Genomic DNA, 24487 nt, shown 5'->3' with positions numbered 1-24487 from the left:
GGTGGATCCGTTGGGGTTGGTGGATTGTCCGGGGAAGGGTGGGTGTAGGCCGGCGGTTGGGGATCAGGATCCGGCGGCGAAGGTTGGGGTGGATGAGGGGGAGCCGGCGCTGCCCAAGCCGACCGCCGCTGAGTTGGCCGAAAAAGAAGTCAGGCGTCTAGATCGGGAGCAAGGCATGCATATGGTCAGTAAACATAGCCCTGCGGTTTCAGATCAGGTGTGGAAGAGGCGGGCAATTGACGGTACAGATCCCTTAACTGGTAGGACCCCTCCGCATAGGAAGGGGAATCCAAGTTCAAGGTTTAATAGCTGGGAGTTACAGCTAAAGGCCTATGAGTTAGCTATTGCAAAGAAAAATAGCGGGCATGAACTGCTGGTGGATAAAAATGGAAGCAAATATCTACGGGCAGATCTACCGGGTGCGGGGAAAGGATACATTCCAAACTCCAAAGATCCAAGCGATCCAAAACTGGTTGACATGAACCGTATAGAAATGAAATTTGATCGGGATACCGAAATTCCATTTACACTGTATCCAATAAAATAGGAAGTAATAAAGTGATCGATCCAAGCACCGGCCAGCCATATATACCCACGCCTGCGTATTTTTTGGGTTGTTTTGATATATATGATCGGGAAGAAACGCTAGGGGAAGAACTTGAAAAATATGACCCCAACAGCCCAGCGGACCGAGAGATATTAATCTTAAACTACTCGCTGTCTAAAAAATGGAAAATAACGTACAGGCAAAAATTTGCATTGTATAAAAGTTTAGAAGAAGCGTTGCAAGACAGCGATTATGATTTTCAGGCTTTACTAGAACACGATTGTCAGGAGTGCTCATCGCTACCCAACGGGTGGGACACAATGGACAATCCAAGAGTTTTTTTTGAAGATATATATAGACTGGCGAGTGAGCTGTGGGCGGATGATCTCCGTAAGGCGGAATCCGAGGATAGGTCTACTTGGTATTATGTATAGCTGAATTGACGAAAAGAGCTTTGGAGATTGGCGACACTTTCAATGATTTGTTTGAAGATATGGATACATATTTTGATCAAGAAATTCATGATCAGCGACACTTTATGGAAATATTGCTGAGCTGCCTCAAGCGCTATCAGTCATAGAATGCTCCAGAATCCTGAACTCATAGAGAAATTGCATTTGAGAAAGTCCAGAAGATACGGCTCGTATACACCTAATGGAAGTTCAACAGAAAGCCGTGCCGAAAACGTAAAGTCCCCCAAGCCGAGGCAGTGGTACGCTAACTGTAGTACAAAGTTCAATAGTTTTCGAATACAGCATCAAGCCATGAATGAAGCGCTGACCCGTGAAGCAAGAGGTCTCCCTCGTTTTACTGGCGAAGACAAAAGAGGGAATCCAGTCGTGCGTATGTATTTGCCAAAGGTTGGGCAAGGATACATACCAAACGTACATGACAGGGGAAATCCAATATTTCAAAGCGAAATTAATGTATTCGAAGTCAGATTCGATTACGAAACGCTACGTCCGGTCACCGCTTATCCCGTAGGAGGTTTTGATGTTGATGCATCCGTTTCTTGATCGTCCCTATGATCCTCAGATCGGACATTTTCTCGGCGGCTTCGAGATATATGATTGCGAAGAGACTCTGGGTGAGGAATTATCGCAGTATGATCTCGAGTGTGCCGAAGATCGGAAAAAGCTGATTTATAAGTACGTGGTTCATCGTTTTAGAAATTTAAGCTATCGTCACAAATTTTTATTTTTTTGTGTGCTCGCAATTGCACTCGACGATCCGGAGTATGACTTTGGTGAGGTGTTCGAACACGAAGTGGTTTCACATTCAGCCCTTCCGCCGGGATGGGATGAAATGGAAGATTTCAGAGTTTTCTTTGACGATGTCTATAAGTATTTAGCAGAAGCGTGGGACGAGGATCTTCATAAGGCCAGCCAGGAAGATCCAGCAACCTGGTAGTTCCCGGAAGCGGAACGTCCCTTGCGACATTCCCACGCAGGAGCGTGGGAACGATCAACAAAATCCAATGGGGATTTTTTTGCTAACACGTTTCCCGGAAATATGAATAAAGAACTTCCTGAACTACATGATTTTTTTGGGGCCTATTTTCATCAGGATTGGTCAGCCGAGCATGAGTCCGCAGAGCGAGTCCTCGAAGCCTTTCTAGCAGATTCGGACGTCGAGGTACTGAGAACCGTTCAGCAAGAACTCAGTGCCCTACTTGGAAAAAAGAAAAATGAATTGGAGTTGAGAGAGTATTTATTGAAAGAGCTAAGTTGCTATTACAGTTATTGGAATACATGAGGTGTCGGCGAGGTGTGGTTACGGCATATTGCGAGCAGTCTAAAAATTAGAATCGATAGTCTTTGCTGAGCTATGGCTAATCAATACACCACCAAACCGCTTTCGTGGCGAGGGAGCTTGCTCCCGCTGGGCTGCGAAGCAGCCCTAAAAACAACCCACTCGGTCAGTCAGGCACACCGAGGCGTCGGTCAGAAGAGGGGGCTGCTGCGCAGCCCAGCGGGAGCAAGCTCCCTCGCCACAGGGGTAGCGCCAGGCGTTGGGCCAATGCGGGACTCACTTACACCGACAACCCCAACTCCACCACAACCTCCCGCTCAGCCAAACCCTCCACCAAATACACACTCCCTCCCAAAATCTCCTTGGCATGGTGCTTGGCCTGCGAAGCCAATTCCGCCAACTGGCTGGCATCCAACTCCCCACAAGCCTCGGCACGCAAGTGCACCACGCCAATCGACAATGACAGCAACGCAAACTCCTGCCGAATCCCCTGCCGATTCAACGCCGTAAAACATCCCGCCTCCAAATGCTCGGGGCGGTAGAAGCGGCGGCAGTGGGTTTGGAAGTCGCTGAGCAGCTGGTCCAGGCGCTTGCGCCAGTCGTCCGGTCCGAGGACCAGCAGGAAGTCGTCGCCGCCGATGTGGCCGACGAAGTCGCGGCTGGGGTCGATGCGTTCGTTCAGGCATTGGGCCAGGCACAGCAGGACTTCGTCGCCGCGGCCGTAGCCGTAGATGTCGTTGAAGGGTTTGAAACTGTCGATGTCCACGTAGCAGATCACCGATTCCTGCCGTTGTTGCAGCAGGCGCGTGAGGCATTGCTGGATCGGCACGTTGCCCGGCAGCAGGGTCAGTGGGTTGGCGTAGCGGGCCTGTTGGATTTTCAGTTCGGTGATGAGCTTGAGCACGTCGATCACCCGGCCCAGGCCCAGGTAGCCACCGTTGAGGGTGATGATGAAATCTTCTTCGATGCGTTGCCGGGCGCGGCTGGTGATCAGGCGGCTGACTTGTTGCAGCGACTGGTTCAACTCCACCGCCAGGAAGTCATCGCTCATCAGCCGACTGATGGGCTTGCGGGCGAACAGGTCGGTGGCAAAGGGCTTGAGCAAGGCGTCCGAGAGTGAATGGCGATGGACGATGCCACAGGGCTGGTTCTGATTGTCCAGCACCGCCAGGGAGTTGAGATTGGCCTGGCGCCGGAACGCTTCCAGCACGGAGGCTGTCGGCGTGTCGTGCGCCACCGCCGGCTGTTCGTTGAGCAGCGCACTGAGGTCGTTGACCTCATCATTCAGCGCCACCACGCCGCTGTCCTGCCGGGGCATCAGTGCCCTGGCATCGCGCGACGGTTGTTCCTGTGGCCGGGCCAGCAGATAGCCCTGGACCAGGTCGACGCCCATTTCGATCAGCACCGCCAGCTCTTCCGGCAGTTCGATGCCCTCGGCAATCACCTGGGCGCGGGAAGCCCGGGCGATTTTCAGGATCGAGCCGACGAACTCGCGCTTGAGGGCGTCCTGATGAATGCCGTCGATGAAGTGCCGGTCGATCTTCACATAGTCGGGGCGCAATTCGGACCACAGCCGCAGACTCGAATAACCGGCACCGAGGTCGTCCAAGGCAATCGAGAAACCCATCGCCCGGTAATGATGCAGGGCGGTTTGCAAGAGCTGGAAGTCATCGATGGGGGTCTGTTCGGTCAGTTCGATCACCACCTGGCTGGGGGCGATGCCGAAGTCTTGCAGCAATTGCAGCGTGCGTCCCGTCTGGTGCGCGGATTCCAGCAGGGATTCGGGCGAAACGTTGAGAAACAGCTTGCCCGGCAGCTTTTGCTCATTGAAGCGTTGGCAGGCGCTGCGGCGGCAGGCCAGTTCCAGCTCGCTAAGGCGTCCGGCTTGGCGCGCTACCGAAAGCAATGCGATAGGGGAGTGCAGCGGGCTGTTGGAAGGGCCGCGGGTCAAGGCTTCATAGCCCACGATGCGCCGTTCGGAAAGGCAGATGATCGGTTGGAACAGGCTGTGCAAACCGCTTTGAGCCAGGATCGAACTCAAGGCACTCAGCTGTTCTGTCGTGGTCATGGCAATCTCTGGCGATAAAAAAAGGACCGGGTGCGGGGCACCCAGTCCTGTATTTCACGACAGACTGATGTCAGTTTGATGACACTCCGACGAGCATCACCATTAAATGGCCATCATCTTAGTGCTTGGCGATCGCCGTGTTGAGTTTCAGGTAATCCAGCAGGATCCGCCCGGTCTCGCTCAGGTAGGCGTCGTCTTCCGGCTTGGTTTTCTCCGGCTCGGTGATCAGGTCTTCGTCCTCTTTCTTCAGCTCTTTGAGCGGTTCTTCGCCCTTGGCCTTGCGACGCAGGTTTTCCATGGCCAGTTGCTTGGCCTCGATGTCGGCATGCTGCGCCCGACGGTCGGCTTCGTTGAGGGTGACGGTTTTTTCCATCATCAATTTCTGCGCCAGGGCCAGCTTGTCGCGGATAAACACGAACTCCGCGTCCTGGGACGAACGTGCGTCATGGTCCGACTTGAGTTGGGCCAGGAACGGCTTGAACGGGTCCACGGCCGGTTTGATCGCCGGCCGGATGGTGTCCCATGGCATGGCTTCGGGCAGGGCGCTTTCACCGATTTCCTTGGTGTCGATGATCGACGGGTAATCGATGTCAGGCAGCACGCCCTGGTGCTGGGTGCTCTGGCCGGACACCCGGTAGAACTTCGCCAGGGTCAGCTTCAGTTCGCCGTGGTTGAGCGGCTGGATGGTCTGCACGGTGCCTTTGCCGAAGGTCTGGCCACCGATGATCAACGCACGGTGATAGTCCTGCATGGCGCCGGCGAAAATCTCCGAGGCCGACGCCGACAGGCGGTTGACCAGCAAGGCCATCGGCCCCTTGTAGAACGCGCCCGGATTTTCATCTTCCAGCACATCCACTCGGCCATCGGCGTTGCGCACGAGCACGGTCGGGCCCTTGTCGATGAACAGGCTGGTCAGTTCGGTGGCTTCCTGCAGGGAGCCGCCGCCGTTGTTGCGCAAGTCGATGACCACGCCGTCGACTTTTTCCTTTTGCAGTTCGGTCAGCAGTTTCTTGACGTCGCGGGTGGTGCTCTTGTAGTTCGGATCCCCGGCGCGGAAGGCCTTGAAGTCCAGGTAGAAAGCCGGGATCTCGATGATGCCGAGCTTGTAGTCCTTGCCGTCCTGCTTGAGGTTGAGGACCGATTTCTTCGCCGCCTGTTCTTCCAGCTTCACCGCTTCGCGGGTGATGGCCACGATCTTGCTGGTCTGGTCGTTCGGCGCATTGCTGGCCGGGATGACTTCCAGGCGCACCACCGAGCCTTTCGGGCCACGGATCAGCTTGACCACTTCGTCCAGGCGCCAGCCGACCACGTCGACCATTTCCTTGTTGCCTTGGGCGACGCCGATGATCTTGTCCGCCGGGCTGACCTGCTTGGTCTTGTCCGCCGGGCCTGCCGGAACAAGGCGCACGATTTTCACCTGGTCGTTGTCGCTCTGCAGCACCGCACCGATGCCTTCCAGGGACAGGCTCATGTTGATGTCGAAGTTTTCCGCGTTATCTGGCGACAGATAATTGGTGTGCGGGTCGTAGGACATGGCGAAGGTATTGATGTACGCCTGGAAAATATCCTCGGCGCGGGTCTGGTCCAGGCGCGCCAACTGGTTCTTGTAGCGCTTGGTCAGGGTTTCCTGGATCTGCTTGGAGTCCTTGCCGGCGATCTTCATGCGCAGCACTTCGTCCTTGACGCGCTTGCGCCACAGGTCATCGAGTTCGGCCGTGCTTTTGAGCCAAGGGGCGTCCTTGCGGTCGACCTGCAAGGTTTCCTTGGCATTGAAGTCGATTTTGTCGACGCCTTTGTTCAGTTCGGCCAGGGTGTAGTCCAGGCGCGCCTTCACGCGGTCCAGGTAACGCTTGTAGATGGTGAACCCGGCGTTCAGGTCGCCGCTCTTGAGGAAGTCGTCGAACTGGGTTTTCCACTTGTCGAATTCAGCGATGTCGCTGGCCAGGAAGTAACTGCGCGATGGATCGAGCAGCTTCAAGTAGCTGTCGTAGATGATGACCGAGCGCGCGTCATCGAGCGGTGGCTTGCTGTAGTGATGGCGCTTGAGCAATTCGACGACGTTAAGGCTGGCAATCACTTCGTCGCGATCGGGCTGAAGCTTGTCCCAGCTGTTGGCTGCGAACGTATCGTTCGACAACGGTAACAGGCCGAGGCCAATGACGAGCGCGAGGGCGGTGCTGGGGAACAGGTGCTTCATGCTGATTCGACGCAGGGACAATTGATAACGCATATTAGGCCGTCTTTGAAGTCGCCGGTTCCATGTGGCCCGGGCGCATAATGCAAGAAAGCCCGGCGTTGAAGCAGCGGGCCCAGTCGAGACTCACTATGGAGGCACCGTGAAAGCATTGCAAGGCGTTGAAGGCCAAGTGGTATGGGCTGATGAGCCAAGTCCGGCATGTGATGTCGGGCAAGTTCGCATCCGTGTGGCGGCCGCCGGCCTGAATCGGGCCGATTTGTTGCAAAAAGCCGGACTTTACCCGCCGCCACCCGGCGCCAGCCAAGTATTGGGGTTGGAGTGTTCGGGGGTGATCAGCGAGGTGGGGCCGGGCTCGTCCTGGCAGGTGGGCGACCGCGTCTGCGCGTTGCTGGCCGGCGGCGGGATGGCCGAGGAAGTAGTCGTCGATGGCCGGCATGTGTTGCCGGTGCCGGAGGGCTTGTCATTGGCTGAAGCGGCCGCGCTGCCTGAGGTCTACAGCACCGCGTGGCTGAATCTGTTCCAGTTGGCGGCGCTCAAACCGGGCGAGAAAGTGCTGCTGCACGCCGGCGCCAGCGGCGTTGGTTCGGCCGCTATCCAGCTGTGCAAGGCCTTTGGCAACCCGTGCTGGGTCAGTGTCGGTTCGGCCGAACGGCTGGCCTATTGCGAGGCCCTGGGCGCCCAGGGCGGTGTAATTCGCACCGATGGCCTGGAGAGTCTGAACGACCTCGGTCCCTTCGATGTGATCCTCGATCCGGTGGGCGGCAGCTACGCCAAACTCAACGTGAAACTTTTGTCAGTTGACGGTCGCTGGGTGTTGATCGGCCTGATGGGCGGGCGCTCGACCGAGCTTGATCTGGCCCAGGTGCTGGGCAAGCGTATCCAACTGCTCGGCTCGACCTTGCGCAGCCGCGACGAGCAGTTCAAGGCCGACCTGATCAGCGAACTGGGGCAACACGTGTGGCCGCTGTTTGCCGACAAACGCCTGAGCCCGCAACTGGCCCGGACCTTTGCGATCAAGGATGCCGAGGCGGCGTTTGCCGAGCTGGCAACCAACAGGGTGTCCGGGAAATTGGTGCTGCTGATCGATGAAAGCCTGAGCTGATTCCCGAAGCTGGATGCGAACTTGTGGGAGCAAAGCTTGCTCGCGAAAACGATGGATCAGTTTGCATTGATGCTGAATGTACGGCCGCCATCGCGGGCAAGCCTTGCTCCCACATGAGGCTTCGGGTGCTCATAGAGTCGGTGTTCACTCCAAATTCCTTGTGGGAGCTGAGCCAAGGCCTCCTATCGACGGTGGCTTGCAACGCTCACCCGCGATCACGGGCAAGCCGACCTTCGGTCGGCAGCCCGTATCCGATGCGCGCGTCCTGCTAGCGTTAACTAATGGGGATGGGGTAACCGCAGCTTTCATTTCACCCGTGAGGTGAAGAGGTTGATCATGGCCATCGCCGAATGGCGCATGCAGGGCGTCGAATTCATTGCCTGCAACTGCAATTGGGGCTGCCCCTGCCAGTTCAATGCGCCGCCGACCCACGGCCACTGCCAGGCGGTGGCGTCGATGCGAGTGGAACACGGGTATTTCAATCAGGTGGCGCTGGACGGCTTGTGCTGGGCCGCCACCTTCGCTTGGCCGGGCGCCATCCACGAGGGCAACGGCAGTTGTCAGGTGTTCATCGACGAACGTGCCGACGAGGCGCAACGCCAGGCCCTGCTGACCATTCTTTCTGGCTTGGAGAGCGACCCTGGGGCCAACGTGTTCCAGGTGTTCAGCAGCACCATGACTGAAGCGTTCGATCCGCTGTTCGTGCCCATCACCCTATCCATCGATGTCGACCAGCGCTTGGCGCACCTGGACATTCCAGGTGTGTTGCAGGCCAGCGGCGAGCCGATCCGCAGCCCGATCGACGGCTCACCGCATCGCGTCCGCCTGTCTCTGCCCGAGGGTTTCGAGTTCCATGAGGCCGAAGTCGCCAGCGGCAGCTATCAGACGCATTCAGCCCTCAAGCTGCAATCCCAGGGCAGTCATAGCCACCTCGCCCACGTGCACTTCACCGGCCACGGCATAGAGCCGTAGCGATGGCAGAACCTCAGGCGGCGGCCCCGGGCAAGCGGCTGACAGGCGAGCAGTGGCTCCTGCTGCTCTGTCTGCTCGGGCTGACCACCCTGGCCTGGCTGACACTGCTGCGCATGGCCCACGACATGAGTGCGCCGGGCGGCATGGCGGATGCGGCAATGGCCGGCATGATCATGCCCTGGAGCCCGGCCGATGCGCTGCTGATGTTCGCCATGTGGACGGTGATGATGATCGGCATGATGCTGCCCAGCGCCCTGCCCATGTTGCTGATCTACCAGCAGATGCTGCGCAAGCGCATGCCGACACCGCAGCGACACCTGGCCCTGCTGCTGTTCTGCAGTGCCTATGGCCTGGTCTGGGCCGGCTTCGCCCTCGGCGCCACGGCGTTGCAATGGGCGCTTGAGCAGCTCGCCTTGCTCAGCCCGGGAATGCGCACCACCAGTACCGCGCTGGGCGCCGGCCTGTTGCTGGTCGCTGGGGTTTATCAGTGGCTGCCAGGCAAGGCGGCCTGCCTTGAGCATTGTCGCGGGCCGCTGCATTTTCTTCTCGGCTACTGGCGCCCCGACGTGCTCGGCGGGTGGCGCATGGGCCTGGCCCATGGCGCTTACTGCCTGGGCTGCTGCTGGGCGCTGATGGGCCTGCTGTTCGTGGTCGGGGTGATGAACCTGCTTTGGGTGGCAGTGATCGGCGCCTTCATCTTGCTGGAAAAAAACTTGCCCCAGGGACGCAGGCTCAGTCGTCTCTGCGGTGTGTTGTTGATCGGCTGGAGTTTTTGGCTGCTGCTAGGTTGAACCTGTGGGCGAGCAAGCTCGCTGCCACAGGTCTTGTATTCGCAGGCATGGATCGCCCCCGTGGCGAGGGAGCTTGCTCCCGCTGGGTGGCGCAGCCGCCCCAATCGGGACGACGCAACTATCCAGGTAGACCGCGTCAGCCGGTTTACGACTGCTTCGCAGCCGAGCGGGAGCAAGCTCCCTCGCCACAGGGGCCGGAGTTTTTTCCCGTCCGGTGTTTATTTCCAGGTATGAATCGGCCAGCCGGCCGATTCGGCATGGGCCTTCAATACCGGGTCGGGGTTCACCACGTGCGGATGATCGACCTTGAGCAACAGCGGCAAGTCATTGCGCGAGTCGGAATAAAAACTCGCGCCTTCCAGGTTCTCTTCCTCGGCATCCAGCCAGTCCAGCAGCCGGGCGATCTTGCCTTCGCGGTAGGTCAGGGTGCCGACGGTCTGGCCGCTGTACACCCCATGGGCCACTTCCAGTTCGATGGCCAGGATTTCGTCGATGCCCAGGCGTTCGGCAATCGGCTTGACCAAGTGTGTGCCCGAGGCGGAAATCACCAGGATCCGGTCACCAGCCTTGCGGTGCTCAGCGATGGCCTTGGTGGCGTCGCTGAAGATGATCGGCTCGATGAAATCTTCCACCCATGGCGCCACCAGATGTTCGATCTCCTCGGGCGTGCGGCCGATCATCGGCTCCAGGCTGAAATCCATGTACGTTTCCATGCTCAACTTGCCGTGGCTGTAGGCGTCCATCAGCTCGTTGTTGCGCCGCATGAACGACTCGGGATCGACCCAGCCCAGGCGTCCCATCTGTTCGCTCCAGAGGGTGGCGCAGTCGCCGTGGATCAGGGTTTCGTCCAGATCAAAAATTGCCAGGGCCATCAGCGCGTTTCCTTTTCAAAATCAGTTTCAAAATCAACAAAGCCGTCAGGCTACCTCACACAGCGCCGACGGATCGATGGAAAGTGACAACCGTGCGCCATCGGGGTGCAGGTCGGCGGCCGAACGATTGAGCACATCCACCACCAATTCCACGCCACGGGCCTCGACCCGGTAGCGGATGACGTTGCCCAGCAGACTGTGACTGCGGATCAGCGCATCGGCCTCGCCATTGCGGCTCAGCTCGATGGCTTCCGGGCGGATGGCGATGCGGCCACTCACCGGCCGCTGCAGCAGTTTGCTCGCGCTGTCGGCGTCCAGCAGGTTGTAGTTGCCGATGAAGCCGGCGGCAAAGACATCGACTGGCGCCGTGTAAAGGGTTTCGGCATCGCCGCTTTGTACGATCTTTCCCTGGTTCATCAGGAAAATCCGGTCAGACATGGTCAGGGCTTCTTCCTGATCGTGTGTGACGAAGATCGTGGTCAGGCCCAACTCACGCTGGATCTGTCGGATCTGTTCGCGCAAGTGCTTGCGAATCCGCGCATCCAGGGCCGACAGCGGCTCGTCCAGCAGCAACAGGCGCGGCCGTGTGACCAGGGAGCGGGCCAGTGCGACGCGCTGGCATTGGCCGCCGGAGAGTTGATGGGGATAGCGTGCGGCAAAATCATGCAGCTCCACCAGGCGCAGGATCTCCAGTACGCGCTGGCGGCTATCCCCGGCATCGACCTTCTGCATGCGCAGGCCGAAGGCGACGTTCTGCTCCACGGTCATGTTGGGAAACAAGGCGTAGCTCTGGAAAACCATGCCGATGCCGCGTTTCTGTGGGCTCAGCGGGACGATGTCTTGCCCGTCGAGGATGATCTGGCCGGCATCCACCGCAGTCAGGCCGGCGATGCAGCGCAACAGCGTGGATTTGCCGCAACCGGAAGGGCCGAGGAGGGTGACGAATTCGCCCTTGCCGATCTCGCAGTTGATGTCGCTGAACACCGGCGTGCCGGCGTAGCTTTTTTGCAGGTGTTGGACGCTGACGTAGCTCATTGGCTTTTGTCCTTGCTCAAGATGTTGGCCGCCCAGGTCAGGACCAGTACGAAGAAGAAATAGGAAATCACCAGCGCACTGGTGAAGTGACCGCTGCTGTTGCGCATGTTGTTCAGGTACACCTGCAGGGTTTCATAGCGGGTGCCGACGAGAATGTTGGCAAACACGAACTCGCCGAACAGGAACGAAAAGGACAGCAGCAGCGCCACCATCAGGCCCTTGCGCAGGTTCGGCAGCACCACCAGGAACGCGGCCTGGAAGGTGCTGGCGCCGAGCAGTTGGGCAGCGTCCATCAAGTCGCGCAGGTTGATCGCTTGCAGGTTGTTGGTGATCGCCCGGTACATGAAGGGCAGGGCGACGGTGAAGTAGCAACCGATCAGGATCCACGGCGTTCCGACCATCGCCAGCGGCCCGGAACCATAGAGTTGCAACAGCCCCACCGACGACACCACCGGCGGCACCGCGAAGGGCAGCAGGATGAGGATGTTCATCAGTGCGTCGAGCTTGGGGAAGTGGTAATGCACCACGAACAGCAACGGCAGGATCAACACCACCGAGAGCACCAGCGCACCGACACAGACCAGCAGCGACTGACCGAAGGCGTGGAGAAAACGCGGATCGCTCCACAACTGCACATACCATTTGAAGGTGAAGCCGCTGGGCAGCACGGTGGCCGACCAACTGCTGGCGATGGAGTAGACGAGTGTGCCGGCCAGGGGCAGCAGCAGGATGGCGAACAGCAGGTACACCACCACCCGATGATAAAGCCCGACGGAGCCCGGTTCAGCGCGAGACATGGTAGCTCCTCTTGAGCAGCAACTGATGGACGACGGTCACCACGGTCATCAACGCCACCAGTATCACGGCCAGGGCACTGGCCATGTTCGGGTCGAGGGAAATGTCGCCGGAGACCATGGCGGCGATGCGGATCGGCAGCACGTTGAAGTTACCGGTGGTCAGCGCGTAGACCGTGGCGTAGGCGCCGAGGGCGTTGGCCAGCAGGATCACGAAAGTGCCCAGCAGCGCCGGGGTCAGCACCGGCAAGCCGATGTGCCGCCAGAACTGCCAGCCGTTGGCGCCGAGCAACTCGGCGGACTCGCGCCAGTCTTCGCGCAGGGCGTCGAAGGCTGGATAGAGCAGCAGCACGCCCAGGGGAATCTGGAAGTAGGTATAGAGAATGATCAGCCCGGTTTTCGAATACAGGTTGAAATCCTCGATGATCCCCGCCTGCTTGAGCATGAGCGTGATGCTGCCGTTGAACCCCAGCAAGATGATGAAGGCGAAGGCCAGGGGCACGCCGGCGAAGTTGCTGGTCATGTTGGCGAACGCATTGACGAAATTGCGCAGCCGCGAATCCACCCGGCGCAGTGAATAACTGCCGAGCACGGCAATGACGATGCCGAACACGCTGGACCAGAAGCTGATCTCCAGGCTGTGCTGGATTGCCTGCCGATAAAACTTCGAACTGAAGATTTTGCTGAAGTTGGCCAGGCCCCAGCCGAACTCCTCCGATTCCAGGCTGTTGACCAGCACCCAGAGCAGCGGGGCGATCTGGAACACGATGAAGAAAATCGCGAAGGGCACCAGGCACAACGCTGCCAGCCATTTGCCGCGCGTCATGGCGTTCACTTGAGTAGCTCCTGGCAATAGGGTTTGTCGTGGTCGACGCCGAGCAATTGGCAAATCGTGCCGCACAGTTCGGTCTGCTTGGGCGCGGCAGTGGGATCGAAACTGAAGCTGTCACCCAGGACGAACAGCGGTACTTCCCGTTCTTCAGCCAGCAGGCCGTTGTGGGAACGGTCGTTGTTCATGCCGTGGTCGGCGGTCACCAGCACCTGGTAACCGGCGTCGAGCCAGCCTTGCAGGTAGACCGCCAGGTTGATATCGGCCGAGCGGGCGCTGTTGCGGTATTGCGGGGTGTCGAGGCCGTGCTTGTGGCCGGCGTCGTCGATGTTCATCGGGTGCACCAGCAGGAAGTTCGGCAAATAGCGCAGGCGCAGGTGTTCGGCGTCGGCGAACAGATGGGAATCGGGGTAGTGGTCATTCCAATAGAAATGCCCGTATTGGATCGGCAGGTCGGGGTTGTCGGTGTGCCGGTCGCGACCGGCGACGAAGGGGGACGCGTTGTAGAGTTCGCTGACCCAGTGATACGCCGCAGCCGCCGTGCTCAGGCCGGCCTGGGTGGCGTAGTGGAAAATGCTGCGCTGGTTCGACAGGCGCGAGACGTTGTTGTGCACGATCCCGCTGTCGATGGGCACGACGCCGGTGAGGATGCATTCGTAGAGCGGGCGGGACAGGGCGGGCAACTCACATTCCAGTTTATAGAGGGCCGCGCGTCCTGCGCCGACGTAAGCCTGCAAATGCCCCATGGCATGCCGGGCGACCTCATGGTTGAGACCGTCGAGCACCACCAGGATGACGTTGTGCTTCATGGGTACCGGGACTCCGGGCAGGTATCAATGAGGTCTCGGATTCACCTGGTTTCACTGTCGGAGCGAGCCTGCTCGCGATGGCGGCTGACCTTCAACAATGATGTTGACTGACATGCCGCTATCGCGAGCAGGCTCGCTCCCACAGTTGAATTTTCTCCAGATATCCGAATGGGGGGATTACCCCTTTATTGCATGTTGATGATCACTTCTTCCTGCCACTTCTGCGGCAGTGCCTTGGAAGTTTTCTCCCATGCATCCGCATCCTTGATCGGGGTCACGCCTTTGTACTGCTCGTTCGGCAGCAGTTTGGCCTGGACCTCTTCCGGCAATTTCAGATGCTCGGCGCGGATTGGACGGGCGTTGCCCTTGGCCAGGTTGATCTGGCCGGCGTCGCTGAAGATGTACTCACGGGCCAACTTGGCGGCGTTCGGGTGCTTGGCGTACTTGTTGATGATGGTGGTGTAGCCGGAGATCACCGAGCCGTCGGACGGAATCAGTACGACGTAGTCATCGGGGTTGGCCATCTTGGCCTTGTAGCTCAGGCCGTTGAAATCCCAGACCACGCCGACTTCGACTTCACCTTTTTCCATCGTGGCGATGGTCGGGTTGGCCATGGACAGGCGCCCTTGCTTGGCGATATCGGCAAACATCAACAGCGCCGGCTGGACGTTCTTCTCGTCGCCGCCGTTGGCCAGGGCCGCGGCCAGCACGCCGTTGGCGGCCTGGGCGGCGGTGCTCACGTCACCGATGGAGACTTTGTACTTGCCGGTCTTCAGGTCGGCCCATTTGGTCGGCACTTCGGAGCCGTGCAGCAGCTTCTTGTTGACGATGAAGGCGATGGTGCCGGTGTAGGCCAATGCCCAGTTACCGTCCTTGTCCTTGGCCCAGGCCGGTACTTGTTCCCAGGTGCTTGGCTTGTAGGGCTGGACCACGCCCTGCTTGACCGCGATCGGGCCGAAGGCCGCACCGACGTCGCCGATGTCGGCGCTGGCGTTGTCTTTTTCGGCGGCGAACTTGGCGATTTCCTGGGCCGAGCTCATGTCGGTGTCGATGTGTTTCAAGCCGTAGAGCTTGGCCAGGTCGTCCCAGGTGCCTTTCCAGTTTGCCCAGTCATCGGGCATGCCGACGCTGTTGACGGCGCCTTCCGCTTTCGCAGCGGCTTCCAACGTTTTCAGATCGGTGTCAGCGGCCATGGCGGCGGTGCACATGGCAATGGTCGAGCCTAACAGTGATGCCAGGAAAAGCTGTTTCATCCGAAGCTCCTATGGGCGTTTTCAACGCTGCGATTGCGGTTGTGTTGGTCTAGGTCAGCAATACCTGAGCCAATGTAGGCGAGCCCTGTGACATTTTGATGTCGGTGCCGCAGGCGGCCGGAAATGCCAGGCTCGTGGGGGTTGGCTGCGAATTAAGCGTAGACCATGGTTAAACGGCTGATCTGCAAGGACTTGGCCGTTAATTTGCACGCTGGCAAAACGACCGTTCGGCGGCCCTGTCATCTGCCAGTCATGTGCAGTGCCTAGGCTTGCTGGACTCAGAAGCGGATCGATGAGCCGTCGATCCTGCCCCGAAACAGTGCTGGTCTAGTCCAGATAGGTAACGTTGATGCGCATCGATGCAACCAAAGCGGTGACAGCCATTGGACAGGTGCTGCAAGAGCAACTCGACCACGGGTTGCTGGCGCCAGGCAGCAAGTTGCCGGCCGAGCGCAAGCTCAGTGAATTGTTCGGGACCACGCGGATCACCGTGCGCGAAGCGTTGTTGCAGCTCGAAGCCCAGGGGCAGATCTATCGGGAGGAGCGCCGGGGCTGGTTCGTCTCGCCGCCGCGCCTGGCCTACAACCTGATGCAGCGCAGCCATTTCCACGCCATGGTCGCGGCCCAGGGGCGTGTGCCTTCTACCCAAGTGATTTCTGCACGCCTGCAACCGGCTTCGGCGGCCGTGTGTGCCTGGTTGCAGTTGCCGGCGCTGTCCAGCGTGATCCAGATCTGTCGTGTGCGGCGTATCGATGAGCGGCTGGTGCTGTACGTCGAGCACTACCTGAACCCGCAGTATTTCCCGGACATCCTCGGGTTCGACCTCAACCAGTCCATCACCGAGCTGTACGCTCGCCATTACGACCTGCACTACGGCCGGGTGAAGTTCGAAATCGTGCCCACCTCGTTACAGCCGGAAGCGGCGGCGGCGTTGAGGGTCTCGGTGGGCAGCCCCGGGCTGCGCATCGCACGGGTCAACTATGACCAGCACCAGCGGCTGATCGACTGCGACCTGGAGTTCTGGCGCCACGATGCGATCCATGTCGGCGTGGATGTGCCGGAGCAACCTGTGCCGGAATAATCGCCGGTGGCCGGCACCAGGCTCAGAGTGATTCGTTGAGCTTGCTCAGGATCTTGATCACCACCGTGGCGAGGATCAGCAGCATGCCGATCCACATGGCGAAGACACCGACGTTCTTGTCACGGAAGTTGAAACCGATGGCCAGCAGGATCATGCCGGCGATGATGGGCACCAGCATGGCGTTGAGTGCAGACATCGAGATCATGACGACGGCCTTGTCGAGGGGGATAAGGACAGTCTAGTTGGGGTTTGGTTGGGGTGGGCTGATGTGTGTCACAGCCTCCCCAGAATTTGAGGTGGGCACGTTGTGGCGAGGGGATTTATCCCCGTTGGGCTGCGAAGCAGCCCTAGAATCCACCAAGCACCGCGATTATCCGCTAGGACGTAGGGGGTTGCTGCGCAACCCAGCGGGGATAAATCCCCTCGCCACAGAAGCCCGCATGCACCTGGCCCAGATAGGTTCGGCGGTTATGGCAACTCGCGACTGGCGTAGAACGCGCTCAGCACCTTCACCAAATGCGCCAGGTCATGGCTGCCACACAGTTCGCGGATCGAATGCATGGCGAAGGTCGGCAGGCCGATGTCCACGGTGCGTACGCCCAGCTGGCTGGCGGTGATCGGGCCGATGGTCGAGCCGCAGCCCATGTCGCTGCGCACCACGAAGCTCTGCACCGGCACTTCTTCGGCCATGCACAAATGGCGGAAGAACCCGGCGGTTTCGCTGTTGGTGGCGTAGCGCTGGTTGCTGTTGACCTTGATCACCGGGCCGGCGTTGAGCTTGGGGCCGTGGTTGGCGTCATGTTTGTCGGCATAGTTGGGGTGCACACCGTGGGCGTTGTCCGCCGAAACCAGCAGGGATTTCTGAATGGTCCGTACGAACTCTTCACCTTCGGGCAGCAGGCGACGCAGGGTCTGTTCCAGCATCGGACCGTCGGCGCCACAGGCTGAACATGAGCCGACCTCCTCGTGATCGTTGCACACCAGCACGCAGGTTTCTTCAGTGTCGGCGTTCAGCAAGGCTTGCAGGCCGGCGTAGCATGACAGCAGGTTGTCCAGGCGCGCGCCGGCAATGAAATCACCATGCAGGCCAATGACCGCGGCGCTTTGGGTGTCGTAGAAGCTCAACTCGTAATCGAGCACCACGTCGGCATTCAGGCCGTGTTCCCGGGCCAGTTGATCGGTGAGCACGGCACGGAAGTCGACGCGCTCGTCACCGGCGAACTGAGCGAGGATCGGCGGCAGCTCGTTCTGCGGGTTGATGGCCCAGCCCTGGTTGGCTTCGCGATTGAGGTGGATGGCCAGGTTCGGAATCGTGGCGATCGGCGCCTTGAAATCGATCAGTTGGCTCTCGACCTTGCCATCGCGGCGGAAGGTCACGCGCCCGGCCAGGGACAGGTCACGGTCGAACCATGGCGCCAGCAGCGCGCCGCCGTAGACCTCCACCCCCAGTTGCCAGAACCCGTGGCGTTGCAGTTCCGGCTGCGGCTTGACCCGCAGGCAGGGGCTGTCGGTGTGGGCGCCGACCAGGCGGATGCCGTCGTGCAGCGGTGAGTGGCGGCCGAGCTTGAAGGCAATGATCGAGGAGTCGTTGCGCGTGACGTAATAACGACCGTTGGCCTCGGTGGCCCAAGTCTCGCGTTCGTCAAGACGCTGGTAACCGGCCGCCTCCAGGCGCTTGGCCAGGCTGGCGGTGGCATGAAACGGGGTGGGGGAGGCCTTGAGGAAGTCGATCAGGCCTTGGTTCAACTCTGCGCGCATAAGTCACTCCAGACAGCGATGGGCGGGAGTTTACCGTATTGGTGACGGATGGGGAGGGTGGGAGGCAGGTGATATCAGTGTTGAATGTGCCTCCGTCATCGCGAGCAGGCTCGCTCCCACAGGGGGGGCAGGGTAAACACAGGATTTGTGTACGCCTGCAATCCAATGTGGGAGCGAGCCTGCTCGCGATGGGGGCGATGCGATGTCTCAGAACGGTGCCGGGCACTCGAAGCGCAGGCGCTCGCCGCTTTGCGGGTGGGTGAAGCTCAACATGCTCGCGTGCAGGCACAGGCGCGGCCAGGCGGCGAGGGCCTGCGGGTGGGCGTAGAGCCCGTCGCCCAGCAGCGGGTGACCGATGGAGAGCATGTGCACGCGCAGTTGGTGCGAGCGTCCGGTGATGGGTGTCAGCTCGACCCGGCACCAGTCGCCGCAACGTTCCAGTACGCGCCAGAAGGTCAGGGCGTGTTTGCCCTGTTCATGGTCCACCACATGCCGGGGTTTGGTCGGCGGGTCGTAGCGCAGGGGCAGGTCGATGCTGCCGCTGTCCAGCTCCGGTTGGCCCCAGCACAGCGCGGTGTAGGCTTTTTCGGTTTCGCGGTCATGAAATTGCCGGGACAGTTCGCGATGGGTGTCCGGGTCACGGGCCAGCAGGATGATGCCAGAGGTTTCCCAGTCCAGTCGGTGCACGATTCGCGCTTCCGGATAGCCGTTTTCCTGCAGACGGGTGATCAGGCAGTCCTTGTTGTCGTCGGCCCGGCCGGGCACGGAAAGCAACAGGGTCGGCTTGTCGACCACCAGGACAGCGGCGTCCTGATGAATGATGCGGATGTTGGACAGGGGCATTAAAAACAGTCTCGCTACAAACGCCAACGGCGGCTCGGGCCCTTTTTCCTTCTCTCACAGGGGAAGGATTTGGGACCCGAGCCGCCGTGGCTCCCGCCGGTGCGATCAGCGATCCGGCAGGGTGATGTTGAGTTCCAGGATCGAGCAGCTGCCCTGGCTTTCCAGCGCCACATGCACGTCATCGCTACCGATGTTGACGTATTTGCGGATCACTTCCACCAGTTCCTTCTGCAAGGCCGGCAGGTAGTCAGGGGTACTGCGTTGGCCGCGTTCGTGCGCCACGATGATCTGTAGACGCTCTTTCGCGACCGAGGCGGTACTGGGCTTTTTGTTGGCACGAAAGAAGTCAAAAAGGTTCATTACCTACCTCCAAACAGGCGCTCGAAGAAACCTTTCTTCGTTACATCGAGGAAACGATGCTCCACGGTCTTGCCCAGCAGGCGGTCGACGGCATCGCTGTACGCCTGGCCGGCATCGCTCTGGTCGTCGAGGATCACCGGCACGCCGGAGTTGGAAGCCTTGAGTACCGCTTGGGATTCCGGAATGACACCCAGCAGGGTGACGGCGAGGATTTCCTTGACGTCTTCGACGCCCAGCATTTCGCCATCGCTGACTCGTTGCGGGTTGTAGCGGGTCAGCAGCAAGTGTTCCTTGATCGGTTCTTCGCCTTTCTCGGCACGCCGGGACTTGCTCGCCAGCAGGCCCAGCATGCGGTCGGAGTCGCGGACCGACGACACTTCCGGGTTGGTCACGACAATCGCTTCGTCGGCGAAGTACATGGCCAGGTGGGCACCTTTCTCGATACCGGCCGGGGAGTCGCAGACCACGAACTCAAAGTCTTCCTTGAGCTGCATCAGCACTTTTTCCACGCCTTCCTGGGTCAGCGCGTCTTTGTCGCGGGTCTGGCTGGCAGCCAGCACGTAGAGGTTCTCAAGGCGCTTGTCCTTGATCAGGGCCTGCTGCAGGTTCGCTTCGCCGTTGACCACGTTGACGAAGTCGTAGACCACGCGACGCTCGCAACCCATGATCAGGTCCAGGTTACGCAGGCCGACGTCGAAGTCGACGATGACTGTCTTGTGGCCGCGCAGAGCGAGGCCGGTACCGATAGCGGCGCTGGTGGTGGTCTTACCCACACCACCCTTGCCGGATGTAACCACGAGAATCTTGGCCAAGGTGTTTCACCCCTAAGGAAAAAGGACTTTGTCAGCCCCTGAAAAACATCTCTGGAAAACCGCTGCAATTGGACAGGCTTGGCTGGAATCGGCTGTCGGGCGGGGTCTACCTCCGGTAAACACTGCCTGATCCTTTTTCCTACGTCGTTTAAGCCGTTTTCGCTCGTTTTAGAGATGCTTGGAAAATGCGGCAGTATCCGTTAAAGCCGAATGATGTTCAACACGTCGCCTGACAGGCTGATCTGGACGCCGGCCCCCCACAACGGGTCGCGGCGTAAATCCTCGGAGACCTTGTACTGCCCGGCGATGGAAACCAGCTCGGCGCTCAATTGCTGGCAGAAGATCCTGGCTTTGGTATCACCCTTGACGCCGGCCAGTGCTCGACCGCGCATCGGGCCGTATACATGGATGTTGCCATCGGCCAGAAGTTCCGCCCCCGGGCTGACCGAGGAGACGATGACCAGATCGCCACCCTGGGCATAAATCTGTTGCCCGCCGCGCACGGGCGAGGTGATCACGCGTGTCGGCTTGACGCTGGGCTCCAATGGTTTTTCCGGAATTTTCTTCGCTTCGACCGGATTCAGTTCCAGCACGCGTTCCCGGGCGCCGGACGGCGGCAGCACTGGGATGTCCACGGCGATGGCGGCGGCGATGTCTTCGATGCGGCTGGCGCGGATCGCCAGGGTGCGCAGGCCGTGCTGGCGGCAGACGCGCATCAGGCCCGGCAGGTCCACTGAGCCTTCGCCGGCCGGCAGCTTGTCCAGGGCCAGCACCAGGGGGGCATTGCTGAAGAAGTTCGGGGCCTGGGCGACTTTCGCCGCCAGTTGCCGGTCAAGGCTCTCCAGGTCGTTGCGGGCCAGTTCCAGCACCGTAATGGCGAGCATGCTGCCCTTCAGCTGGAACACGGGATCTTGGTCTAGCGGTTCGGTTTGGCTCATGGTCGGCGTACAACGGCTTGTCACTAAAAGTGCCGAGACTTATAACGAGATCGTCCGCCAGCCGCAACCCGGGTCGAACAATGTAGAATGCGCGGCCCATGTCTTAATGGAAGCTGTAATGGATCGCCCGCGTTTTCGAGCTGCATTTTTTCATCCGCGTTTCTGGCTGCTGTGGTGCGGCCTGGGGCTGTTGTGGCTGATCGTTCAATTGCCTTATCCGTTTTTGCTGCGGGTCGGTCGCGCATTGGGCGCACTGATGTATCGGGTGGCCGGCGACCGACGGCGCATCGCGCGGCGCAACCTGGAACTGTGCTTCCCGGAAAAATCCGCCGCCGAGCGCAAGCGTCTGCTCAAGGACAACTTTGCCTCCACCGGCATCGCCTTTTTCGAGATGGCCATGAGTTGGTGGTGGTCGCGTTCGCGTTTGGCGAAACTGGCCCATGTCGAAGGGCTGGAGCACCTCAAGCAGGCCCAGCGCGAGGGCAAGGGCGTGATCCTGATGGCGTTGCATTTCACCACGCTGGAAATCGGCGCGGCCTTGCTTGGCCAGCAGCACACCATCGATGGCATGTACCGCGAGCACAAGAACCCGCTGTTCGACTACATCCAGCGCCGGGGCCGCGAGCGGCACAACCTCGATTCCCTGGCGGTGGAACGTGACGACGTGCGTGGCATGCTCAAGCTGCTGCGGGCCGGGCGGGCGATCTGGTATGCGCCGGACCAGGACTACGGCGCCAAGCAAAGCGTGTTCGTGCCGCTGTTCGGCGTCCAGGCCGCGACGGTCACCGCCACCAGCAAGTTCGCCCGCCTGGGCAAGGCGCTGGTGGTGCCTTTCACCCAGGAGCGGCTGGCCGATGGCAGCGGTTATCGCCTGGTGATCCAGGCGCCGCTGACGGATTTTCCGGGCGAGACCGAGGAAGCCGATTGCATCCGCATCAACCAGTGGGTAGAGCGGTCGGTGAGCGATTGTCCCGAGCAGTACCTTTGGGCACACCGGCGCTTCAAGAGCCGTCCGCCGGGCGAGCCCAAGCTGTACGACAAACGCGGCTGAGTTTTTTTGATATCACCTTGAGCACGGAGCATTGCGATGACCCCAGCTGAACCGGTTACAGGTTTGATTCTTTCCGGCGGCGGGGCTCGAGCGGCGTATCAGGTAGGCGTACTGGCGGCCATCGCCGAATTGCTGCCGGATGGGGCGGATAACCCGTTTCCGGTGATTGTCGGCACCTCGGCCGGGGCGATCAACGCGGTCAGCCTGGCGAGCGGGGCGATGGACTTCAAGACGGCCATCGAGCGGCTGACCGCATTCTGGCAAGCGGTGCGCAGCCATCAAGTCATGCGCAGCGACTGGCGGGGCGTGCTGGCCCAATCGATGCGTTTCTTCTTCCACAGCCTGCTGGGCCTGGGGGCCAAGTTGCCAGTGGCGCTGATCGACAGTTCGCCGTTGCGCGAACTGCTCCAGGCCCAGTTCCACGCCTCGGGCATCGAGCAGGCCATCGCCGAGCAGCAGTTGCGGGCGGTGGCGGTGACGGCGTTCGGTTATGAATCCGGCCAGGCCGTTACGTTCTATCAGGGGCGCGGGACCATCGATGCCTGGTTGCGCCATCGGCGTATCGGTGTGCCGACGCAGTTGTCGGTGGAGCATTTACTGGCCAGTTCGGCGATTCCATTGTTGTTCGCGCCGGTCAGGATCGGCCCGCAATATTTCGGCGACGGCGCGGTGCGGCAATCGGCGCCCATCAGCCCAGCCCTGCACCTGGGGGCCAACCGTGTGCTGGTGATCGGTGTCAGCGGCAATCCCCGTGGCGCCGGCGGGCAAGATCCGCGCGAGCGCAGCTACACCGGCCTGCAACCGACCCTGGCGCAGATCGGCGGTCATATGCTCAACAGCACGTTCATCGACAGCCTGGAAAGCGACATCGAGTTGCTTGAGCGCCTGAACGGCTTCAGCCACTTGCTGCCCGATGACGTCCCGGCCCACGCCCTCGGCGCCGCACCGGTGGACGTGCTGGTGATTTCACCCAGCCAACCGATCGACGAAATCGCCGCCCGCCATCGCCAGGAGTTGCCCCGTGCGTTGCGCGTCTTCTTGCGCGGGCCGGGCGCGACCAAGACCAGTGGCGCAGGGGTGCTGAGCTACCTGTTGTTCGAGGCGGGGTATTGCAGCGAGCTGATCGAGCTGGGGCGCCAGGATGCGTTGGCGCAGCGTGAGGCGTTGAGTCGGTTTCTGGGGTTGGCTTAGAGCAGCTCCGCCGCGATCGCGAGCAGGCTCGCTCCTACAGAGGATCCGGGGTGGATGCTGAAACTGAACCCAATACACAAACCAGTGTGGGAGCGGGCTTGCTCGCGAAGGCGACTGAACATTCAACATTGATGTTGGCTGATAGTCCGCATTCGCGAGCAAGCCCGCTCCCACAAAAGCTGTGCGGTGACTTCTGGATCCCAATGAATCAGATCAGAAATGGTACTTCAGCAAAAAGCTGGTCGTGCTCTGGTTGGTCTTGAACCCGTCGCTGTCTTCGATCGCGTACTTGTTCTTCCAGTAGTCGTATTCCACCCCGACGTATAGCTGCTTGGCGCCGAGCTTCAAGGCCTTGCCCAAGTCATATTTGACCTGCGGGACGATGTGCAGGTTGGCGTGGTAGGTGCCCTTGGAATTGGTGTCGTTGTCCACCACCCAGTCGATGAACCCGTCGAACAGGATATCGGATGAACCCACCGGAAGGGTGTAGGCCCAGACCGGAGTGATCTGCCAGACGTTGTCGCCGGCGCGTGGGCCTTCGGTCTGGCGGTTGTAGATGTTCAGCTGGAAGTAGTCGAAGCCGGGAATCGCCAGGTCGAAACCCGGGCCGATCAGGTACGACTCGTTGTCGCCTTCCCCGAACTCATAGGTCATGGCCAGCAGCACATCCTTGATCGGCCCCAGTTCCAGCTTCTGGTCGAAGATCTTGCCGAACGACAGGCGCGGGCTGAACTCACCGTAGTAGGTGTTCGGGCCGGACTGGCTGTCGTCCTGGCCGTTATAGAAAATCCGATCGAGGAAGAAGAAGTTGTCCCCGTATTTCCAGGCATCGGCGTGTTCGAAGGTCACGGTCTGCTGGATACGCGGGTTGATCTGGAAATCCTTGCCATACAGGTAGCTCAGGCTGTTGTTCTGCCACTGGAACAGGCCGTCGGCCATCGCCTGGCCTGCGGCCAGCAAGGATCCTGCGAGTATCAGGCTGGTGCACGTACGTTTCATTCGGTTTGCTCCCAAAGGTAAGTGGTACCGCTTTTTTTTCGAGTCAGCGCTCTGGTGTGGCGCCTTTTTTCCACGGATGAAAACATCCGTTCGGTCAGCTTTTTGAGCGTGGCGAATGCTGATAGCAAGCGCTGAGCCAAGTCCGGAAAAAACCGGAAATGGCTTGCCCTGCCGTTATGAAACAGTCGGAAAGTTGTGTTCAGGGGCGCGTTGATGTCCGCCAGTGCCGCAATAAGCTGGCAGTTCGGTCAGGATCGGAAGGGATTTTGTTGTCGGCCCGTTTCGAACGGCCGCGCAGGATACGGGCTTGTCCTGAAGGGCTCAAGTGCCCTGTAACGGCGCGTGTATGGCGAATTTGGGGCGTGATGGCAGGGCTTGGTCATCAGGTGCTTTCCTCTTGTTTTTATTGTTGAGGCGCAGGCAGTCGCTGACG

At 59.9% G+C, this 24487-nt stretch carries 25 protein-coding genes and 1 pseudogene; 11 read left to right on the top strand and 15 right to left on the bottom strand.

All coding sequences use genetic code 11. The annotated features are described in order from the left end of the window. The 5 genes and pseudogenes from HU767_RS29100 to HU767_RS24215 all read left to right on the top strand — a co-directional run. A pseudogene (locus HU767_RS29100) lies at window positions 1-547 on the top strand (type IV secretion protein Rhs); the annotation flags it as partial. An 11-nt stretch (window positions 548-558) separates the two neighbouring features. Continuing rightward, a complete protein-coding gene (locus HU767_RS24230) occupies window positions 559-981 on the top strand; it encodes a hypothetical protein (protein ID WP_186710142.1) in 423 nt (140 codons plus the stop codon). A 330-nt stretch (window positions 982-1311) separates the two neighbouring features. Further along, a complete protein-coding gene (locus HU767_RS24225) occupies window positions 1312-1563 on the top strand; it encodes a hypothetical protein (RefSeq protein WP_186730653.1) in 252 nt (83 codons plus the stop codon). Beyond that, the gene (locus tag HU767_RS24220) at window positions 1541-1957 is read left to right on the top strand and encodes a hypothetical protein (RefSeq protein WP_186730652.1); all 417 of its coding nucleotides are present in this window, start codon (window positions 1541-1543) and stop codon (window positions 1955-1957) included. The genes HU767_RS24225 and HU767_RS24220 overlap by 23 nt, the downstream gene beginning before the upstream one ends. A gap of 102 nt (window positions 1958-2059) precedes the next feature. Next, the gene (locus tag HU767_RS24215; RefSeq protein ID WP_186730651.1) at window positions 2060-2302 is read left to right on the top strand and encodes a contact-dependent growth inhibition system immunity protein; all 243 of its coding nucleotides are present in this window, start codon (window positions 2060-2062) and stop codon (window positions 2300-2302) included. A 277-nt stretch (window positions 2303-2579) separates the two neighbouring features. Here HU767_RS24215 and HU767_RS24210 read toward each other — a convergent pair whose 3' ends face one another. Both HU767_RS24210 and HU767_RS24205 read right to left on the bottom strand, forming a co-directional pair. Then, a complete protein-coding gene (locus HU767_RS24210) occupies window positions 2580-4367 on the bottom strand; it encodes a bifunctional diguanylate cyclase/phosphodiesterase (protein ID WP_186730650.1) in 1788 nt (595 codons plus the stop codon). 118 nt (window positions 4368-4485) lie between these two features. Then, complete coding sequence (locus tag HU767_RS24205) at window positions 4486-6564, bottom strand: carboxy terminal-processing peptidase (protein ID WP_186710148.1); 2079 nt, start codon at window positions 6562-6564, stop codon at window positions 4486-4488. A gap of 139 nt (window positions 6565-6703) precedes the next feature. Between HU767_RS24205 and HU767_RS24200 the strand changes: the two genes are divergently transcribed. The 3 genes from HU767_RS24200 to HU767_RS24190 all read left to right on the top strand — a co-directional run bounded on the left by HU767_RS24200 (window position 6704) and on the right by HU767_RS24190 (window position 9429). After that, window positions 6704-7666, top strand: a complete 963-nt coding sequence (locus HU767_RS24200) for a zinc-binding dehydrogenase (RefSeq protein WP_186730649.1) — start codon at window positions 6704-6706, stop codon at window positions 7664-7666. Between the two features lie 336 nt (window positions 7667-8002). Then, entirely contained in the window at window positions 8003-8638 is a 636-nt protein-coding gene (locus HU767_RS24195; RefSeq protein ID WP_186710137.1) for a DUF1326 domain-containing protein, read from the top strand. 2 nt (window positions 8639-8640) lie between these two features. After that, the gene (locus tag HU767_RS24190; RefSeq protein WP_186730648.1) at window positions 8641-9429 is read left to right on the top strand and encodes a DUF2182 domain-containing protein; all 789 of its coding nucleotides are present in this window, start codon (window positions 8641-8643) and stop codon (window positions 9427-9429) included. A 218-nt stretch (window positions 9430-9647) separates the two neighbouring features. Here the strand turns inward: HU767_RS24190 and HU767_RS24185 are convergent, their stop codons facing one another. From HU767_RS24185 to HU767_RS24160, 6 genes are all read right to left on the bottom strand, one after another. Beyond that, a complete protein-coding gene (locus HU767_RS24185; protein ID WP_186710133.1) occupies window positions 9648-10301 on the bottom strand; it encodes an HAD family hydrolase in 654 nt (217 codons plus the stop codon). Between the two features lie 45 nt (window positions 10302-10346). After that, on the bottom strand, window positions 10347-11336 hold the full coding sequence (locus tag HU767_RS24180; protein ID WP_186710131.1) for an ABC transporter ATP-binding protein: 990 nt from the start codon (window positions 11334-11336) through the stop codon (window positions 10347-10349). Further along, a complete protein-coding gene (locus HU767_RS24175; RefSeq protein ID WP_186710129.1) occupies window positions 11333-12133 on the bottom strand; it encodes an ABC transporter permease in 801 nt (266 codons plus the stop codon). Before HU767_RS24175 ends, HU767_RS24180 begins: the two co-directional genes overlap by 4 nt. After that, complete coding sequence (locus tag HU767_RS24170) at window positions 12120-12956, bottom strand: ABC transporter permease subunit (RefSeq protein ID WP_186710146.1); 837 nt, start codon at window positions 12954-12956, stop codon at window positions 12120-12122. Before HU767_RS24170 ends, HU767_RS24175 begins: the two co-directional genes overlap by 14 nt. A gap of 5 nt (window positions 12957-12961) precedes the next feature. Then, complete coding sequence (locus tag HU767_RS24165) at window positions 12962-13768, bottom strand: alkaline phosphatase family protein (RefSeq protein ID WP_186710126.1); 807 nt, start codon at window positions 13766-13768, stop codon at window positions 12962-12964. A gap of 185 nt (window positions 13769-13953) precedes the next feature. Continuing rightward, window positions 13954-15021, bottom strand: coding sequence for an extracellular solute-binding protein (locus HU767_RS24160; RefSeq protein WP_186710124.1), 1068 nt, complete (start codon window positions 15019-15021; stop codon window positions 13954-13956). A 349-nt stretch (window positions 15022-15370) separates the two neighbouring features. On the opposite strand from HU767_RS24160, the gene HU767_RS24155 reads away from it, so the two are divergent. Then, a complete protein-coding gene (locus HU767_RS24155) occupies window positions 15371-16102 on the top strand; it encodes a UTRA domain-containing protein (RefSeq protein ID WP_186710122.1) in 732 nt (243 codons plus the stop codon). A 22-nt stretch (window positions 16103-16124) separates the two neighbouring features. Here the strand turns inward: HU767_RS24155 and HU767_RS24150 are convergent, their stop codons facing one another. The 6 genes from HU767_RS24150 to minC form a co-directional block, all read right to left on the bottom strand. Continuing rightward, a complete protein-coding gene (locus HU767_RS24150; protein ID WP_186730647.1) occupies window positions 16125-16307 on the bottom strand; it encodes a hypothetical protein in 183 nt (60 codons plus the stop codon). A 263-nt stretch (window positions 16308-16570) separates the two neighbouring features. Beyond that, window positions 16571-17860 carry a M18 family aminopeptidase gene (locus HU767_RS24145; RefSeq protein ID WP_072406529.1) on the bottom strand — a complete coding sequence of 430 codons (1290 nt, stop codon included), beginning with the start codon at window positions 17858-17860 and terminating at the stop codon, window positions 16571-16573. Between the two features lie 207 nt (window positions 17861-18067). Further along, complete coding sequence (locus HU767_RS24140; RefSeq protein ID WP_018612476.1) at window positions 18068-18703, bottom strand: RluA family pseudouridine synthase; 636 nt, start codon at window positions 18701-18703, stop codon at window positions 18068-18070. A gap of 105 nt (window positions 18704-18808) precedes the next feature. Beyond that, a complete protein-coding gene (gene minE, locus HU767_RS24135; RefSeq protein WP_003179111.1) occupies window positions 18809-19063 on the bottom strand; it encodes a cell division topological specificity factor MinE in 255 nt (84 codons plus the stop codon). Next, window positions 19063-19875, bottom strand: a complete 813-nt coding sequence (minD, locus tag HU767_RS24130) for a septum site-determining protein MinD (protein ID WP_003179114.1) — start codon at window positions 19873-19875, stop codon at window positions 19063-19065. The genes minE and minD overlap by 1 nt, the downstream gene beginning before the upstream one ends. 200 nt (window positions 19876-20075) lie before the next feature. After that, window positions 20076-20813, bottom strand: coding sequence for a septum site-determining protein MinC (gene minC / locus HU767_RS24125; RefSeq protein ID WP_186730646.1), 738 nt, complete (start codon window positions 20811-20813; stop codon window positions 20076-20078). A 118-nt stretch (window positions 20814-20931) separates the two neighbouring features. Between minC and HU767_RS24120 the strand changes: the two genes are divergently transcribed. Together HU767_RS24120 and HU767_RS24115 are read left to right on the top strand one after the other, a co-directional pair. Beyond that, complete coding sequence (locus HU767_RS24120; RefSeq protein WP_186710116.1) at window positions 20932-21864, top strand: lipid A biosynthesis lauroyl acyltransferase; 933 nt, start codon at window positions 20932-20934, stop codon at window positions 21862-21864. 36 nt (window positions 21865-21900) lie between these two features. Then, on the top strand, window positions 21901-23055 hold the full coding sequence (locus tag HU767_RS24115) for a patatin-like phospholipase family protein (protein ID WP_186710114.1): 1155 nt from the start codon (window positions 21901-21903) through the stop codon (window positions 23053-23055). Between the two features lie 213 nt (window positions 23056-23268). Here the strand turns inward: HU767_RS24115 and HU767_RS24110 are convergent, their stop codons facing one another. After that, the gene (locus HU767_RS24110) at window positions 23269-24054 is read right to left on the bottom strand and encodes an outer membrane protein OmpK (RefSeq protein ID WP_186710111.1); all 786 of its coding nucleotides are present in this window, start codon (window positions 24052-24054) and stop codon (window positions 23269-23271) included. Window positions 24055-24487: the final 433 nt, after the last annotated feature.

The organism is Pseudomonas sp. SWRI179, assembly GCF_014268705.1.
Taxonomy (GTDB): Bacteria; Pseudomonadota; Gammaproteobacteria; order Pseudomonadales; family Pseudomonadaceae; genus Aquipseudomonas; species Aquipseudomonas zanjanensis.
The sequence above is the reverse complement of the archived record's forward strand: the minus strand, read 5'-3'. Positions and strand labels throughout refer to the sequence as shown.

What these genes read in the sequence shown, in the direction of transcription:
- HU767_RS24195 (WP_186710137.1), top strand. Translation starts at nt 8,003, where the DNA reads ATGGCCATCGCCGAATGGCGCATGCAGGGCGTCGAATTCATTGCCTGC.
- HU767_RS24180 (WP_186710131.1), bottom strand. Translation starts at nt 11,336, where the DNA reads ATGAGCTACGTCAGCGTCCAACACCTGCAAAAAAGCTACGCCGGCACG.
- HU767_RS24175 (WP_186710129.1), bottom strand. Translation starts at nt 12,133, where the DNA reads ATGTCTCGCGCTGAACCGGGCTCCGTCGGGCTTTATCATCGGGTGGTG.
- minC (WP_186730646.1), bottom strand. Translation starts at nt 20,813, where the DNA reads ATGAGCCAAACCGAACCGCTAGACCAAGATCCCGTGTTCCAGCTGAAG.
- HU767_RS24170 (WP_186710146.1), bottom strand. Translation starts at nt 12,956, where the DNA reads ATGACGCGCGGCAAATGGCTGGCAGCGTTGTGCCTGGTGCCCTTCGCG.
- minE (WP_003179111.1), bottom strand. Translation starts at nt 19,063, where the DNA reads ATGAACCTTTTTGACTTCTTTCGTGCCAACAAAAAGCCCAGTACCGCC.
- HU767_RS24145 (WP_072406529.1), bottom strand. Translation starts at nt 17,860, where the DNA reads ATGCGCGCAGAGTTGAACCAAGGCCTGATCGACTTCCTCAAGGCCTCC.
- HU767_RS24150 (WP_186730647.1), bottom strand. Translation starts at nt 16,307, where the DNA reads ATGATCTCGATGTCTGCACTCAACGCCATGCTGGTGCCCATCATCGCC.
- HU767_RS24165 (WP_186710126.1), bottom strand. Translation starts at nt 13,768, where the DNA reads ATGAAGCACAACGTCATCCTGGTGGTGCTCGACGGTCTCAACCATGAG.
- HU767_RS24110 (WP_186710111.1), bottom strand. Translation starts at nt 24,054, where the DNA reads ATGAAACGTACGTGCACCAGCCTGATACTCGCAGGATCCTTGCTGGCC.
- HU767_RS24215 (WP_186730651.1), top strand. Translation starts at nt 2,060, where the DNA reads ATGAATAAAGAACTTCCTGAACTACATGATTTTTTTGGGGCCTATTTT.
- HU767_RS24115 (WP_186710114.1), top strand. Translation starts at nt 21,901, where the DNA reads ATGACCCCAGCTGAACCGGTTACAGGTTTGATTCTTTCCGGCGGCGGG.
- HU767_RS24140 (WP_018612476.1), bottom strand. Translation starts at nt 18,703, where the DNA reads ATGCCCCTGTCCAACATCCGCATCATTCATCAGGACGCCGCTGTCCTG.
- HU767_RS24190 (WP_186730648.1), top strand. Translation starts at nt 8,641, where the DNA reads ATGGCAGAACCTCAGGCGGCGGCCCCGGGCAAGCGGCTGACAGGCGAG.
- HU767_RS24160 (WP_186710124.1), bottom strand. Translation starts at nt 15,021, where the DNA reads ATGAAACAGCTTTTCCTGGCATCACTGTTAGGCTCGACCATTGCCATG.
- HU767_RS24220 (WP_186730652.1), top strand. Translation starts at nt 1,541, where the DNA reads ATGTTGATGCATCCGTTTCTTGATCGTCCCTATGATCCTCAGATCGGA.
- HU767_RS24225 (WP_186730653.1), top strand. Translation starts at nt 1,312, where the DNA reads ATGAATGAAGCGCTGACCCGTGAAGCAAGAGGTCTCCCTCGTTTTACT.
- HU767_RS24155 (WP_186710122.1), top strand. Translation starts at nt 15,371, where the DNA reads ATGCGCATCGATGCAACCAAAGCGGTGACAGCCATTGGACAGGTGCTG.
- HU767_RS24210 (WP_186730650.1), bottom strand. Translation starts at nt 4,367, where the DNA reads ATGACCACGACAGAACAGCTGAGTGCCTTGAGTTCGATCCTGGCTCAA.
- HU767_RS24205 (WP_186710148.1), bottom strand. Translation starts at nt 6,564, where the DNA reads ATGAAGCACCTGTTCCCCAGCACCGCCCTCGCGCTCGTCATTGGCCTC.
- HU767_RS24120 (WP_186710116.1), top strand. Translation starts at nt 20,932, where the DNA reads ATGGATCGCCCGCGTTTTCGAGCTGCATTTTTTCATCCGCGTTTCTGG.
- HU767_RS24185 (WP_186710133.1), bottom strand. Translation starts at nt 10,301, where the DNA reads ATGGCCCTGGCAATTTTTGATCTGGACGAAACCCTGATCCACGGCGAC.